Source organism: Rhodoferax saidenbachensis (assembly GCF_031457975.1).
In the GTDB taxonomy this organism is placed as follows: domain Bacteria; phylum Pseudomonadota; class Gammaproteobacteria; order Burkholderiales; family Burkholderiaceae_C; genus Allorhodoferax; species Allorhodoferax saidenbachensis_A.
Genome location: NZ_JAVDXO010000001.1, coordinates 681,361 through 694,791 on the forward strand (window position 1 = coordinate 681,361; position 13,431 = coordinate 694,791).

General features: G+C 60.6%; 13 protein-coding genes. 6 read left to right on the plus strand and 7 right to left on the minus strand.

Annotation, left to right across the window (positions count from 1 at the left end; all coding sequences use genetic code 11):
* Window positions 1–15 precede the first annotated feature (15 nt).
* From J2X15_RS03280 to J2X15_RS03305, 6 genes are all read right to left on the minus strand, one after another.
* Window positions 16–876 carry an ABC transporter permease gene (locus J2X15_RS03280; protein WP_310339445.1) on the minus strand — a complete coding sequence of 287 codons (861 nt, stop codon included), beginning with the start codon at window positions 874–876 and terminating at the stop codon, window positions 16–18.
* Window positions 877–886: 10 nt separating this feature from the next.
* On the minus strand, window positions 887–1,816 hold the full coding sequence (locus J2X15_RS03285; RefSeq protein WP_310339447.1) for an ABC transporter permease: 930 nt from the start codon (window positions 1,814–1,816) through the stop codon (window positions 887–889).
* Between the two features lie 7 nt (window positions 1,817–1,823).
* Entirely contained in the window at window positions 1,824–2,924 is a 1,101-nt protein-coding gene (locus J2X15_RS03290; RefSeq protein WP_310339449.1) for an ABC transporter ATP-binding protein, read from the minus strand.
* 92 nt (window positions 2,925–3,016) lie between these two features.
* On the minus strand, window positions 3,017–4,177 hold the full coding sequence (locus J2X15_RS03295) for an extracellular solute-binding protein (RefSeq protein WP_310339451.1): 1,161 nt from the start codon (window positions 4,175–4,177) through the stop codon (window positions 3,017–3,019).
* Between the two features lie 84 nt (window positions 4,178–4,261).
* A complete protein-coding gene (locus tag J2X15_RS03300) occupies window positions 4,262–5,656 on the minus strand; it encodes an aspartate aminotransferase family protein (RefSeq protein WP_310339452.1) in 1,395 nt (464 codons plus the stop codon).
* Window positions 5,657–5,682: 26 nt separating this feature from the next.
* The gene (locus J2X15_RS03305) at window positions 5,683–7,050 is read right to left on the minus strand and encodes a glutamine synthetase family protein (protein ID WP_310339454.1); all 1,368 of its coding nucleotides are present in this window, start codon (window positions 7,048–7,050) and stop codon (window positions 5,683–5,685) included.
* 195 nt (window positions 7,051–7,245) lie between these two features.
* On the opposite strand from J2X15_RS03305, the gene J2X15_RS03310 reads away from it, so the two are divergent.
* Window positions 7,246–8,211 carry a DMT family transporter gene (locus J2X15_RS03310; protein WP_310339456.1) on the plus strand — a complete coding sequence of 322 codons (966 nt, stop codon included), beginning with the start codon at window positions 7,246–7,248 and terminating at the stop codon, window positions 8,209–8,211.
* Here J2X15_RS03310 and rraA read toward each other — a convergent pair.
* Entirely contained in the window at window positions 8,195–8,716 is a 522-nt protein-coding gene (rraA, locus tag J2X15_RS03315; RefSeq protein ID WP_310339458.1) for a ribonuclease E activity regulator RraA, read from the minus strand. The two genes, J2X15_RS03310 and rraA, sit on opposite strands and share 17 nt — an antisense overlap.
* A gap of 177 nt (window positions 8,717–8,893) precedes the next feature.
* Here rraA and J2X15_RS03320 point away from each other — a divergent pair, with 177 nt between their 5' ends.
* The 5 genes from J2X15_RS03320 to J2X15_RS03340 all read left to right on the plus strand — a co-directional run bounded on the left by J2X15_RS03320 (window position 8,894) and on the right by J2X15_RS03340 (window position 13,415).
* The gene (locus J2X15_RS03320; protein ID WP_310339459.1) at window positions 8,894–9,328 is read left to right on the plus strand and encodes an SWIB/MDM2 domain-containing protein; all 435 of its coding nucleotides are present in this window, start codon (window positions 8,894–8,896) and stop codon (window positions 9,326–9,328) included.
* Window positions 9,329–9,502: 174 nt separating this feature from the next.
* Window positions 9,503–10,513: an ABC transporter permease subunit gene (locus J2X15_RS03325; RefSeq protein WP_310339460.1), complete on the plus strand. Its 1,011-nt coding sequence runs from the start codon at window positions 9,503–9,505 to the stop codon at window positions 10,511–10,513.
* Window positions 10,513–11,412, plus strand: a complete 900-nt coding sequence (locus J2X15_RS03330; protein ID WP_310339462.1) for an ABC transporter permease subunit — start codon at window positions 10,513–10,515, stop codon at window positions 11,410–11,412. The genes J2X15_RS03325 and J2X15_RS03330 overlap by 1 nt, the downstream gene beginning before the upstream one ends.
* A 21-nt stretch (window positions 11,413–11,433) precedes the next feature.
* A complete protein-coding gene (locus tag J2X15_RS03335) occupies window positions 11,434–12,411 on the plus strand; it encodes an ABC transporter ATP-binding protein (RefSeq protein WP_310339463.1) in 978 nt (325 codons plus the stop codon).
* Complete coding sequence (locus J2X15_RS03340; protein ID WP_310339465.1) at window positions 12,408–13,415, plus strand: dipeptide ABC transporter ATP-binding protein; 1,008 nt, start codon at window positions 12,408–12,410, stop codon at window positions 13,413–13,415. The genes J2X15_RS03335 and J2X15_RS03340 overlap by 4 nt, the downstream gene beginning before the upstream one ends.
* Window positions 13,416–13,431: the final 16 nt, after the last annotated feature.

The following is a 13,431-nucleotide window of genomic DNA, read 5'->3' on the forward strand; positions in this document are numbered from 1 at the left end:
CAGCGGCGCAGTGGGTTAAACCGGATTTAGGGCGGCAACTTCCGCACGCGCGGCCGCCGCAATCTCGCGCTCACGCTTACGCGACTGGCGCGCCACCCAGACGCTGTAGCCCACGATGACACAGGTCACCGTGGTGATCAGCAAGGTGGCAGCGGCGTAAATGGTCGGGTTGATACCGCGGCGCGCGTAGCTGAAGATCACCTGCGGCAAGGTGCTGACACCGGGGCCGGACAGAAACTCGGAGATCACCACATCGTCAAACGACAGCGTGAAGGACAACAGGAAGGCCGCAAAGATCGCCTGCGCAATCTGCAGCAGCGTGATCAGCAGGAACACCTGGTGGGGTCGTGCACCCAAGTCCATCGCGGCTTCTTCGATGGAACGGTTCATTTCCAGCAGGCGCGACTGGATCACCACCATGCCGTAGGCCATGCCCAGCAGCGTGTGACCCAGCACAATGGTCAGCATGCCGCGTTCGGGCCAACCCAGGAAGTTCTGGGCGCCGACCATCAGCAACAACAGCGAGAGGCCAATCACCACCTCGGGCATCACAAGCGGCGCATTTACCATGCCGGAGAACACCGTGCGGCCAATAAAGCGGCGATAGCGCACCAGCACAAAGGCCGCAAACGTGCCCAGCACGGCCGACAACACGCCGGTGATGGTGGCTACTTTGACCGACAGCCAGAAGCCCTCCACGATTTTGGTGTCACGTGTGAGTGCGTCGTACCAGCGCAGCGAGAAGCCGGTGAAGTTGGCGTCCTGCCGCGTGCTGTTGAAGGAGAACACGACCATGAACAACAGGGGCACATACAAAAACACGTACACCACCGTCAGCCACAACTTGCCAAAATTCTTTTCCACAAATGCTTTCATCACGCGGCCCTCAATGACGCCCACCAGATTGCTCGGAAGCCTCGCCGGTGTAGTGGTAGTACATGGCCAGGGGCACGATGATGATGGCGATCATCACCACCGCCAGCGCCGTGGCGCGCGGCCAGTTGTTGGCGGTAAACATTTCGTCCCACACCACGCGTCCAATCATGATGTTCTCAGGCCCGCCCAGCAGCGAGGGAATGACAAACTCGCCCACCGCGGGAATGAACACCAGCATGAAGCCCGCCACAATGCCCGCCTTCGACAGCGGCACGGTGACCAACCAGAACGCCTTGAACGGCGAAGTGCCCAGGTCGTAGGCGGCCTCCAGCAAACGGAAGTCCATCTTCACCAGGTTGGCATACAGCGGCAGCACCATGAACGGCAGGTACACGTAGGTCATACCCACCAGCATGGAGACATTGGTGTACAGCATCTGGATGGGCTCGTTGATGATGCCCAAATACAGCAATGCCTGGTTCACCACGCCCTGGTCGGCCAGAATGCCCTTCCAGGCATAGACGCGCAACAGAAACGACGTCCAGAACGGCAGCATCACCATCATCAGCAAGGCGGGCCGCACCGTGGGTTTGGAGCGTGCGATGAAATAGGCAAACGGGTAGCCGATGCCCAGGCACAGCAGCGCCGTGCACAGCGCGTACCAGAGCGAGCGCAGGTAGGCCTCGATGTAGAGCGTGCGGAACAGGCCGCCCTCCTCCCCGTTGCGGAAGATGGACCAGTAGTTCTCGTACTTGAGCTTGAGCAGGCCGGTCTGCGTGTCCCAGATGGGCTTGAAGGGGTGGATGTCCCCCGCCATATCCACAAAGCTGATATAGGCCAGGATGAGGAATGGCAGCAGGAAGAAGACGGTGAGCCAGGTGAACGGCACGCCGATCACAAAACGCCGGCCTGGCATGGGGAAGCGGGATGGGGACTGCATGTCGGGCCTAGTCGCGCAGCACGATGCCGGAGCGGTCACCCCACCAGAAGAAGACGTTGTCTTCCCAGGTGATGTCGCTGAGCTCCTGGCGCCGGGTATTGGCTTCCATGATTTTCACCTTGGTGCCGTCGGTAGCCACCACGATGTAGGTGTTGTACGAGCCGAAGTAGGCAATCTCCTTGACCTGACCTGTGAACACGTTGTGCTCAACATTGGGTCGTGTCTTGCTGATCTCGATTTTCTCGGGCCGCACGGCAATGCCCACGGGCATGTTCAGCGTGCCACTCACGCCATGGCCCACCTGGATTTCGCCAATGCCGGTGACAGCCGCGCAACGGTCATGCTCGTCCACGCTAAGGTGGCCATCAAAGATGTTCACGTTGCCAATGAAGTCCGCCACAAAGCGGTTGGCCGGGTGCTCGTACACCTCCTCGGGCGAGCCCACCTGCAGCACGCGGCCCTTGCTCATCACCGCAATGCGATTGGCCATGGTCATGGCCTCTTCCTGGTCATGGGTCACCATCACGCAGGTCACTCCCACCTTCTCGATGATGTTGACCAGCTCAAACTGGGTTTGCTCGCGCAACTTCTTGTCCAGCGCGCCCAGTGGCTCGTCCAGCAACAACAACTTGGGCCGCTTGGCCAGGCTGCGGGCCAGCGCCACACGTTGCTGCTGTCCACCCGAGAGCTGGTGCGGCTTGCGCTTGGCATAGGCGCCCAGCTGTACCAAGTCCAGCATCTCACCCACGCGCTGCTTGATTTCATCGCGCGGCAAACCCTCACGCTTCAGGCCAAAAGCCACGTTTTCCCAGATGTCCAGGTGCGGAAACAGCGCATAGGACTGGAACATCATGTTGATGGGTCGATCGTAGGGGCGCAGATTGGCGACATCCTGCCCACCCAGCAAAATACGACCCGAGGTGGGCGACTCGAATCCCGCCAGCATGCGCAACAGCGTGGACTTGCCGCAGCCCGAGCTTCCCAGCAAGGCAAAAATTTCACCCTGGCCGATGGAGAGCGATACCTCGTCCACCGCCAGCGCTTCGTCAAAGCGCTTGACCAGTTTTTCGGTCACCAAGTAACCCGCGTTGTCCGCTTGTGCTGTCATCAATTGATCCCTGCTGAATACGACCGCGCCATGAAAAAGGGCTGTTCATACACACGTACAAACAGCCCCCTTGCTGGCATTACACCAAGACTTTACTTGCCTTTTTTGAACGCGTTGTAGGCGTTGGCCAGTGCCTCACGGGCTTCGTTGCTGAAGCTGCTGGGAGGAACCATTTTGGCCAGGTAGTCTGCGTCCACGAAGATGGTCTTGTTGCTGGCGATCTCAGGCTTGACCTTGTCCACAGCAGCCTTGTTGCCCGTGTTGTAGGTCATTTCATTGGCCATTTGCGCGGCGTTCTCGGGGCGCAGGTAGAAGTCGATGAAAGCGTGCGCGTTGTTGGGGTGCTTGGCGTCCTTGGTCATCGCAATGGAGTCAATGAAGATCAGCGCGCCAGTGCTGGGCAGCAGGGCTTCGATCACGTCCTTGGAACCATTGTCCTTGGCACGGCCCGCGGCAATGTTGATGTCACCCGCCCAGCCGATGGCAGCGCAGGCCTTGCCGCCTGCAATGTCGTCAATCATCGTGGCGCTGAACAAACGCACATCCTTGCGCACCTTGGCCAACATGGCAGTAGCGGCCTTGTAGTCTTCCGCGTTGTTGGAATAGGCATCCTTGCCGATGTAGTGCAGGGCTGCGGGCAGGATTTCGGTGGGCGAATCCAGGTAGGCAATACCGCAGGACTTCAGCTTGGCCGTGTACTTGGGGTTAAACACCAAGTCCCAAGCGTTTTCAGGCATGGGCATGCCCCCCAGGGCTTTTTCGACCTTGGTCTTGTTGATGCCCACCGTGGTGAAGCTCCAGGCCCATGGCACCAAGTGCTTGTTCTCGGGATCGGCCTTGGTCATGACGGCCAGCAGCGCGGGGTCCAGGTTGGCCAGGTTTTTGATCTTGGATTTGTCCAGGGGCTGCAGCAGACCGCCTTCGATCTGGCCCTTGGCGAACACGGTGCCGGGCACCACGATGTCGTAACCAGTGTTGCCTGCCACCAGTTTGGCTTGCAGGGCTTCGTTGGTCTCAAAGGTGTCGTAGTTCACCTTGATGCCGGTTTCCTTCTCAAACGCCGCCACCATGCCTTCGGGGATGTAGTCAGGCCAGTTGTAGATGTTCAGGACTTTTTCTTCCGCATTGGCTGCAGGCGCAGGTGCGCTGGCCACTGGAGCGGGGGCAGGAGCGGCCGCAACGGGCTCCTCTTTTTTGCCACAAGCCGTCAAAACCAGCGCCGCTACGGCGACGGAACACAGGGTGTACTTCATGTTGGAGCTCTCCGTTACAAAAATAGAGGAAGAAAAGTCAGAAATATGCGAAGCAAAAAACAGACCAAAAGATTATAGAAGTGCTTAGACCAGCCCACGGGCCTTCAGATCCACCAAAGTGCGGTCCAAAGCCAAATGGATCAGGCGCATCAGCTCGTCAATATCGGTTTTCGTCATCACCAGCGGTGGGGCAATGATCATCCGGTCGCCCACGGCCCGCATGATGAGCCCGTTTCCAAAGCAGTGCCCCCGGCAAACCATGCCCACGCCGTCGTCAGCGTGGAACCGTTCCAACGTCTTCTTGTTCTTCACCAGCACCAAACCGCCCACAAAGCCGCAGGTCTCAGCGTGGGCTACCAGCGGGTGGTCGTTCAGCTCGGCATAGCGCTGCGCAAAATAGGCACCGATGTCCCCACACACCTTCTGGGGCAGCTGCTCGGCTTCCATGATGTCCAGGTTGGCCATCGCGACCGCGCAGGCCACGGGGTGGCCGCTGTAGGTGTAGCCGTGGTTGAACTCACCGCCCTGCTCTATCAGCACCTGGGCCACGCGGTTCCCCACCATCACGCCCCCCAGAGGCACGTAGCCGCTGGTGACTGCCTTGGCAAAAGTCACCAGGTCAGGCTTGTAGCCAAACTTCTCATAACCAAACCAGTGGCCCAGGCGGCCAAAGGCGCAAATCACCTCGTCGCTGATGAGCAGGATGCCGTACTTGTCGACAATGCGCTGGATCTCAGGCCAATAGGTGCTTGGTGGAATGATGACCCCGCCCGCACCCTGCAGCGGCTCGGCAATGAAGGCAGCCACCTTATCAGGCCCCACCTCCAGAATCTTGGCCTCCAGCCAGCCCGCCGCACGCACGCCAAACTCCTCGCGGGACTCGCCGGGAATCGCGTTCTCAAAGTAGTAGGGCTGCTCGATGTGGGTGATATTGGGGATCGGCAAGTCGCCCTGCGCATGCATGCCGCTCATGCCACCCAGCGAGGCACCGGCCATGGTGCTGCCGTGGTAGCCGTTGATCCGGCCAATGATGACCTTGCGCCGCGGCTGGCCCAGCAAATCCCAGTAGCGGCGCACCATGCGTACGTTGGAATCATTGCTCTCGCTGCCACTGCTGGAATAAAACACGTGCTGGAAGCTGCGGTCACCCACAGCAGGTGCCAGGGACGCCAGGCGGGCGGCCAGTTGCACGGCCGGCACATTGGTGGTCTGGAAGAAGCTGTTGTAGTAGGGCAGCGTCATCATCTGCGCATGGGCTGCGTCGGCCAGGGCCTTGCGGCCATAGCCCACATTCACGCACCACAGGCCGCTCATGGCGTCCAGAATCTGGTGGCCCTCGGAGTCCCACACGTAGATGCCCTCGGCGCGCGTGATCACACGGGCGCCGCGGCTAGAGAGGTCTTTGAAATCAGTGAACGGGTGCAAAAAGTGCGCGCTGTCCAGTGACTGGATCAGGGCGGTATCAACGGAGGTGGTCATGGCGGTCTTTGCAGGTTGAAATGGACTCAGACGTGGAGTAACAAGTGTTCCCGCTCCCACGGCGAGATCACCTTCATGAACTCGTCAAACTCCAGCTCCTTGATCTCGGTATAGACCGTCACGAACTCCTTGCCCAGGATCTCGTGCAGATCACTTTCCTTGCGCAACCAGTCCAGCGCCTCGCCCAAGCTACGGGGCAAGGCATAGGGCGACAGGTAGGCGTCGCCGCGCATCTCGGGCTTGGGTTTGATCTTGTTTTTCAGGCCCAGGTAACCGCAGGCCAGCGTCATGGCCATGGCCACATAGGGGTTGGCGTCGGCGCCGATGACGCGGTTCTCCACCCGGCGCGCAGCGGGTGATGAGATCGGCGAGCGAATGCCCACCGTGCGGTTGTCATAGCCCCATTCAATGTTGATGGGCGCTGCCGTGTTGCGCGACAGGCGGCGGTAGCTGTTCACATAGGGCGCCACCAGCACCATGGCCGCAGGAATGTAGCGCTGCAAACCGCCGATGTAATGGAAGAAGGCCTCAGACGGCGTGCCGTCTTCGTTGCTGAACACGTTCTTGCCTGTCTGCACATTCAGCAGACTCTGGTGCACATGCATGGCGCTGCCGGGCTCGCCCGCAATCGGCTTGGCCATGAAGGTGGCGTACATGTCGTGGCGCAGCGCCGCTTCGCGCACCGTGCGCTTGAAGAAGAAGACTTCATCGGCCAAGCCCAAGGGCTTGTTGTGGAAGAAGTTGATCTCCATCTGCCCGGCACCCACCTCGTGGATTAGCGTGTCCACGTTGAGCTCCATCTTGTCGGAGTAGTCGTAGATCTCTTCAAACAGCGGGTCGAACTCGTTCACCGCGTCGATGCTGTAGGCCTGGCGTGAGGTCTCGGCGCGGCCGCTGCGGCCAATGGGGGCACGCAACAAGGTGTTGGGATCGGTATTGCGCGCAGTGAGATAGAACTCCAGCTCGGGTGCCACGATGGGCTGCAAGCCGTCGGCTGCAAACAGGTCACACACCCGGCGCAGCACGCTGCGCGGGGCAAAGGGCACCAGCTTGCCTTCGTGGTCAAAGCAGTCGTGAATGACCTGGGCCGTGGGGTCGGTGGCCCAGGGAACAATGCGCACCGACGAGGGGTCGGGCCGCAGTTGCATATCCTTGTCGGTGGGGTCGACCACGTCATAGTACGGGCCGCTCTCGGGAAACTCGCCAGTCACGCCCATGGCCACGATGCCTTGCGGCAAGCGCATGCCGCGGTCTTCGGTGAACTTGGCACGCGGCAAGATTTTGCCGCGCGCTACGCCCGTCAAGTCGGGCACCAGGCATTCCACCTCCGTCACTCGCCGTTCATTGAGCCATTGCTCCAGATCGTTGAAGTTCATTGGTTTGTTTTCACTCATTCCCTACTCCTTGCTGTATGCACCGCAAGAGGCGTGCCCATCGCGGGTGGCAACGCGGTGCTGGCTTGGCCACAAGAGCCTGATGCCATTGTGCTGCATAAATGCACCAGCCAAGTGCATGGCCCTGCCCTCACCAAGGCCGCGTGTTGCATGGTGTATCGTCGTGCGCTTGTTTCTCACCCTGCGCCCCACTGCATGACCCATACGCCCGCTGTCCTCGCCCATCCGCCACGCTGGATCGCCTACAGTTTTCTGGCACTCAGCATGGCGCTGGTCGGCAGCTATGTGGCCCTGTCCAAGCCGCTGGTCACAGCCCTCCCTGTTTTTCTATTGGCCTGGTTGCGCTTCGGCATCGGCGGGCTGGCCATGGTGCACTGGCTCAAGCGCCCGGCGTCTGAACTGCCCATGACGCCGACCACGCGCAAGCTGGTGTTTCTGGAATCGCTGCTCGGCAACTTCCTGTTTTCCATCTGCATGCTGTTTGGTGTGAGCATGACCACGGCCGTGTCTGCGGGCGTGATCATGGCGTCCATCCCCGCTGTGGTTGCACTCATGAGCTGGGTCTTTTTGAAGGAACGCATTGGCCTGCGCACCTGGGCTGCCGTGGCCTGCAGTGCGCTGGGCATCAGCCTGCTGGCGCTATCAAAAGGAGAGCTTTCTGCGCAGCACTCATCGGGGCCAGAAGGTGATTTGGCACATAAGCAAGTGCTGTTGGGCAACCTGCTGGTGTTTGGTGCTGTGCTGTGCGAAGCTGCCTATGCGGTGATTGGCAAGAAACTCACGGGCGCCTTATCGCCCAAGCGCATCACCGCGCTGATCAACCTCTGGGGCTTTGCGCTGATGACGCCCATGGGCCTGTACATGGCCTGGCGCTTCAACTTTGCGTCGGTAGCCACGGGGTCGTGGGTGTTGCTGGTGTTCTATGCCCTGGCTGCCAGCGTGTGGACCGTGTGGCTGTGGATGACGGGCCTGAAGACCGTGCCCGCAGCCCGGGCTGGGGTGTTCACGGTGATGCTGCCTATTTCGGCCGCCATGGTCGGCGTGCTGGTGTTGGGTGAAAGTCTGGGCGGCATGCAGCTGCTGGCGTTTGGCATTGCGCTGTTGGGTGTGGTGCTAGCCACCCTGCCCTCGCGCAGCGCAGTGGTTACACCAGCGGCGTAGCTGACACGACGATGCCGTCTTCGTCGGCATAGAGCCAGTCACCCGGACGTACCCACACGCCCTGCAATTGCACCGCCACACCAGCTTGACCCTGGTTGCGTTTCTCAGTAGGCAGCGGCATGGGCGCCAGCGCGCGGATGCCCACGGCCTGCGTCGCCAGTTCCGCGGTATCGCGCACGCAGCCATCGATCACCACACCGGCCCAGCCATTGCGTGCCGCGGCCGCCCCCAGATTGCCGCCCAGCAAGGCTTTGCGCAGCGAGCCGCCACCGTCCACCACTAGCACCTGGGCCATGCGGCCGGTGGGCGTGTCCACCCAACCCTGCGAATCCACTGCGGCTTTCACCAGCGTGTTGTCCTCAAAACACTTCACCGTGACCACGGGGCCCGCAAACTTCAGCACCTGACCAAAGTCGCGAAACACCGGTGGCAGCACCCGAAAGGCACCCGAAGTGTCGCCCTTGTGGGCATCGCAAAGGTCACAGGTTGTAAATGGCAGGGGCATAAGGGGCACTCCTTTTCAGTGTTGCGGGCTATTCTCCAATGGAAAAAACAACATTCCCCAATGAAAATTGCAGTTTCTCCCTTGGAAACGCGCTTTTTTGCCATTAGCATCCGGGTTACCAGTGAAGAAGCAGTTTTTTGCTGGTGATTAATCAATCTTCTAGAAGGACAATCAATCATGGCAACTGCGAAAAAAGCACCGGCAAAAAAAGCCGCACCCGCAAAGAAAGCGGCTCCTGCAAAGAAAGCAGCAGCACCAGCGAAGAAAGTCGCTGTGAAAGCTGCTCCAGCAAAGAAGGCGGCTCCCGCCAAGAAAGCTGCTCCCGCTAAAAAGGTTGCAGCCAAGAAGGCCCCCGCCAAGAAGCGCACCGTGAACGCCGCGTTCATGAAGGCACTGACCCCCAGCGCCGCATTGGCCGCCGTGGTGGGCGCTGCTGCTCTGCCTCGCACTGAAGTGGTGAGCAAGCTGTGGACATACATCAAGAAGAACAAACTGCAAGACGCAGTGAACAAGCGCAACATCAACGCCGACGCCAAGCTAAAGGAAATCTTCGGCAAAGCCCAGGTCACCATGTTTGAGTTGGCTGGCCTGATCGGCAAGCACCTCAAGTAAGCAAGACCTGCAATGCGCTAAAAAGGCCGGCTAACCCCCGGCCTTTTTTTGTTGGCATCAGCATTGCTAGTCACTTCGGCGACTGGTAGCCAACCTCATAAGGGAAACTCACTAGTCCTTATTGGCCCGGATCAACACTTTGCACTGCAGTGCACGCCTAGAATTCGCCCCTTCATGCTGCGCTTCCTACTTACCCGATTGAGCCTCGTCATCCCCACGTTCTTTGGGATGACTCTGCTCGCTTTCTTTCTGATCCGCCTGGTTCCAGGCGACCCTATTGAAACCTTGGCGGGCGAGCGCGGCATTGATGCCACGCGCCACGCGGTACTCCTCAAGGAATATGGTCTGGATCGGCCCGTCATGGTGCAATACGGCATCTACATCGGCAAGGTGCTCAAGGGGGATCTGGGCAAGTCGATCATCACGCAAGAGCGTGTGCTCACAGAATTTGCGACCTTGTTTCCTGCCACCATCGAACTGGCAACCTGCGCCATCATCTTCGCTTTACTAATAGGCGTTCCAGCTGGCATTTTGGCGGCGGTCAAACGCAACTCCATCCTGGACCACGGCGTCATGGGCGTGTCGCTGGCGGGCTATTCCATGCCCGTCTTCTGGTGGGGCTTGTTGCTGATCTTGTTGTTCTCGGTACAGCTGGACTTGACGCCCGTGTCGGGCCGGATCAGCGTGCAGTACTTCATTGAACCCACCACGGGCTTCTTGCTGATAGACAGCCTGCTCTCCAACGACAAGGGGGCCTTTCTGTCGGCGCTGTCGCACCTGATTCTGCCCACCATCGTGCTGGGCACCATCCCGCTTGCGGTCATTGCGCGCATGACGCGCTCGGCCATGCTTGAGGTGATGGGTGAAGACTACATCCGTACCGCAAAAGCCAAGGGGCTGACTGGCCTGCGCGTGGTGGCGGTGCACGCCCTTCGCAATGCCCTGATTCCCGTCATCACGGTCATCGGGCTGCAGGTTGGCCATTTATTCACTGGCGCCATCCTCACCGAAACGATTTTTTCCTGGCCCGGTGTGGGCAAATGGCTGATTGAAGCCATCAGCCGGCGTGACTATCCTGTGCTGCAGGGCGGCATGCTGCTGCTTGGTGTGGTCGTCATGACCGTGAACCTGTTGGTGGACATCACCTACGGCATCATCAACCCCCGCATTCGCCACCAAAAGTAATGACTACTACCGCTATTCATACGCCGGTGGCGTTGCAACCCGCCCACCCGTTGCAAGAATTCTGGCGCTACTTCAGAGTCAACAAGGGCGCCATGGCGGGGCTCGCCATCGTGACCTTCGTGCTGCTGATGGCGCTGTTTGCCCCCTGGCTGGCACCCTACGCTCCCGACCTAACTAACAACGCGGCCTTTCTGAAGCCCCCGGCTTGGCAAGATGGCGGCTCCTCCGCCCACCTGCTGGGGACCGACGCTATCGGGCGCGACATTCTCTCGCGCCTCATGTATGGTGCCCGCCTCTCCCTGGTCATCGGCATTGCCGTGGTGTCCATTTCGGTGATCGTCGGCACCGTATTGGGCCTGGTTGCTGGTTACTTCAAGGGCCTGCTGGAAATCGCCATCATGCGGGCCATGGACATCATCCTCACGCTGCCCAGCCTGCTGCTGGCCATCGTGATCGTGGCGATCCTCGGGCCTGGCCTGGTGAATGCCATGCTGGCGGTGGCCATTGTGGTGCTGCCGCACTATGTGCGCATCACGCGCGCCGCCGTGATCGCCGAAACCTCGCGCGACTACGTGACAGCTGCGCGCATGACCGGCGCCAGCCACCTGCGCCTGATGTTCAGCGAGGTACTGCCCAACTGCACCGCCCCGCTGATTGTGCAAGCCTCCATGGGCATTTCCACCGCCATTCTGGATGCGGCCGCACTGGGCTTTCTGGGCCTGGGTGCGCAGCCCCCCTCCCCCGAGTGGGGCACCATGCTGGCCGATGCACGCGAATTCGTGCTGCGCGCCTGGTGGGTCGTCACCCTTCCCGGCATGGCCATTTTGATCACGGTGCTGGCGTTCAACTTGCTTGGGGATGGACTGCGCGATGCGCTAGACCCCAAACTCAAACGTTAAGCCGAAAAGAGAACAACGCCTATGGCATTGCTTGAAATTGAAAACCTGTCCGTCGAGTTCCCGTCGCACAACGGCGTGATGCATGCGGTGCAGGATGTCAGCCTCACACTCGAGGCTGGAGAAGTGTTGGGTGTGGTGGGTGAGTCCGGTTCTGGCAAAAGCGTCACCATGATGGCGCTGATGGGCCTAGTGGCTTTTCCGGGCCGCGTACAGGCCAAGACGCTGCGCTTTGATGGCCACGACCTGCTGGGTCTGAGTGACCGCGAACGCCGCCGCTTCACCGGCAAAGACATGGCCATGATTTTTCAGGACCCCACCACCAGCCTGAACCCCTGCTTCACCGTGGGCTACCAGCTGGCCGAAACGCTGAAGTTGCATTTGGGCATGGACCGCAAGACGGCGCACAAGCGCTCCATCGAGCTGCTCGAACAGGTCGGCATTCCGGCTCCTGAGAGTCGGCTCAAGGTCTACCCACACCAGCTATCGGGCGGCATGAGCCAGCGCGTGATGATTGCCATGGCGATTGCCTGCAACCCCAAGTTACTGATTGCGGATGAGCCCACCACTGCGCTGGACGTGACGATCCAGGCGCAAATTTTGGACCTGCTCAAGACGCTGCAAAAAGACCGCGGCATGGGCCTGGTACTGATTACCCACAACATGGGGGTGGTGTCCGACATGGCGCAGCGCGTGGCCGTGATGTATGCTGGCCAGGTGATGGAAGAGCGCAGTGCCGACGCGCTGTTTGCCGCACCAGCCCACCCCTACACCGAGGCGCTGCTGGCCGCCATGCCCGAGCGCAGCGTGCACCAGAGCCGCTTGAACACGATTCCCGGCATGGTGCCTGGCCTGCATGACCGCCCCAATGGCTGCCTGTTCATGCCACGTTGCCGCCATTCGCGCGAAGGGGCCTGCGACCAGCGCCCCGCCTTGACTCCCTGGCCGGGCGGCCAGGTGCGGTGCCACTTTGCCCTTGGTGCTGAACAGGTGGCTGCATGAGCGCGCCCACTATGCCTCCCGTGGCGCCCGTCGTGCAGGCACAGGGCCTGCGGCAGGTTTACACCATTCGTCGTGGTTTTCTGCGTGCGCCCGACCATCTGCAGGCTGTAGCCGGAGTTTCCTTCTCGGTGCAGCCAGGCCGCACCCTCGCCGTGGTGGGCGAGTCGGGCTGTGGCAAGTCCACGCTGGCTCGCATGGTGTCGCTGATCGAATCGCCCACCGAAGGACAGCTGATGCTGGCCGGTGTAGACACGGCCCAAGCCGATGCCGCGCAGAAAAAGCTGCTGCGCCAAAAAGTGCAGTTGGTGTTCCAGAACCCCTATGGCTCCCTGAACCCGCGCAAACGCATTGGCCAGATTCTGGAAGGTCCGCTGGAAATCAACACAGCAATGACCGCAACCCAGCGACAAGAAAAAGCCCGCGCCATGCTGGCCAAAGTAGGCCTGCGGCCTGAGCATTACGACCGCTACCCCCATATGTTCTCGGGCGGTCAGCGCCAACGCATTGCCATTGCGCGCGCGCTGATGCTGGACCCGGCGCTGGTGGTGGCTGACGAGCCCGTGTCGGCGCTGGACGTGTCCATTCAGGCGCAGGTGCTCAACCTGCTGGCCGACCTGCAAAGCGAGCTGGGCCTGGCCTACCTGTTCATCTCGCACGACCTGGGTGTGGTGCGCCACATTGCGCACGACGTGCTGGTGATGTACCTGGGCCAGGTGGTTGAGCAAGGCGACAAAACCACGTTGTTTGAGCGCCCGCTGCACCCCTATACCCGCGCCCTCATGGCCTCCACACCCGGCATGCACGCGCGGGGCGTGGCCAGCCAGCGCATCGTGCTCAAGGGCGAGCTGCCCTCCCCGTTGAATCCGCCAGCAGGCTGCGTGTTTTCCACACGCTGCCCGCATGCCAACGCGCGCTGCCACAACGAGCGTCCGGAACTGCAAACGCTGGATGGCAGGCTAGTTGCTTGTCATGAAGCGCTAACCCTTAGCCAACTCGCTGCATAGGCAGCATTAACCCCCA

What these genes read in the sequence shown, in the direction of transcription:
- rraA (WP_310339458.1), bottom strand. Translation starts at nt 8,716, where the DNA reads ATGCCCCTGCCATTTACAACCTGTGACCTTTGCGATGCCCACAAGGGC.
- J2X15_RS03290 (WP_310339449.1), bottom strand. Translation starts at nt 2,924, where the DNA reads ATGACAGCACAAGCGGACAACGCGGGTTACTTGGTGACCGAAAAACTG.
- J2X15_RS03330 (WP_310339462.1), top strand. Translation starts at nt 10,513, where the DNA reads ATGACTACTACCGCTATTCATACGCCGGTGGCGTTGCAACCCGCCCAC.
- J2X15_RS03305 (WP_310339454.1), bottom strand. Translation starts at nt 7,050, where the DNA reads ATGAGTGAAAACAAACCAATGAACTTCAACGATCTGGAGCAATGGCTC.
- J2X15_RS03335 (WP_310339463.1), top strand. Translation starts at nt 11,434, where the DNA reads ATGGCATTGCTTGAAATTGAAAACCTGTCCGTCGAGTTCCCGTCGCAC.
- J2X15_RS03280 (WP_310339445.1), bottom strand. Translation starts at nt 876, where the DNA reads ATGAAAGCATTTGTGGAAAAGAATTTTGGCAAGTTGTGGCTGACGGTG.
- J2X15_RS03295 (WP_310339451.1), bottom strand. Translation starts at nt 4,177, where the DNA reads ATGAAGTACACCCTGTGTTCCGTCGCCGTAGCGGCGCTGGTTTTGACG.
- J2X15_RS03285 (WP_310339447.1), bottom strand. Translation starts at nt 1,816, where the DNA reads ATGCAGTCCCCATCCCGCTTCCCCATGCCAGGCCGGCGTTTTGTGATC.
- J2X15_RS03320 (WP_310339459.1), top strand. Translation starts at nt 8,894, where the DNA reads ATGGCAACTGCGAAAAAAGCACCGGCAAAAAAAGCCGCACCCGCAAAG.
- J2X15_RS03340 (WP_310339465.1), top strand. Translation starts at nt 12,408, where the DNA reads ATGAGCGCGCCCACTATGCCTCCCGTGGCGCCCGTCGTGCAGGCACAG.
- J2X15_RS03325 (WP_310339460.1), top strand. Translation starts at nt 9,503, where the DNA reads ATGCTGCGCTTCCTACTTACCCGATTGAGCCTCGTCATCCCCACGTTC.
- J2X15_RS03300 (WP_310339452.1), bottom strand. Translation starts at nt 5,656, where the DNA reads ATGACCACCTCCGTTGATACCGCCCTGATCCAGTCACTGGACAGCGCG.
- J2X15_RS03310 (WP_310339456.1), top strand. Translation starts at nt 7,246, where the DNA reads ATGACCCATACGCCCGCTGTCCTCGCCCATCCGCCACGCTGGATCGCC.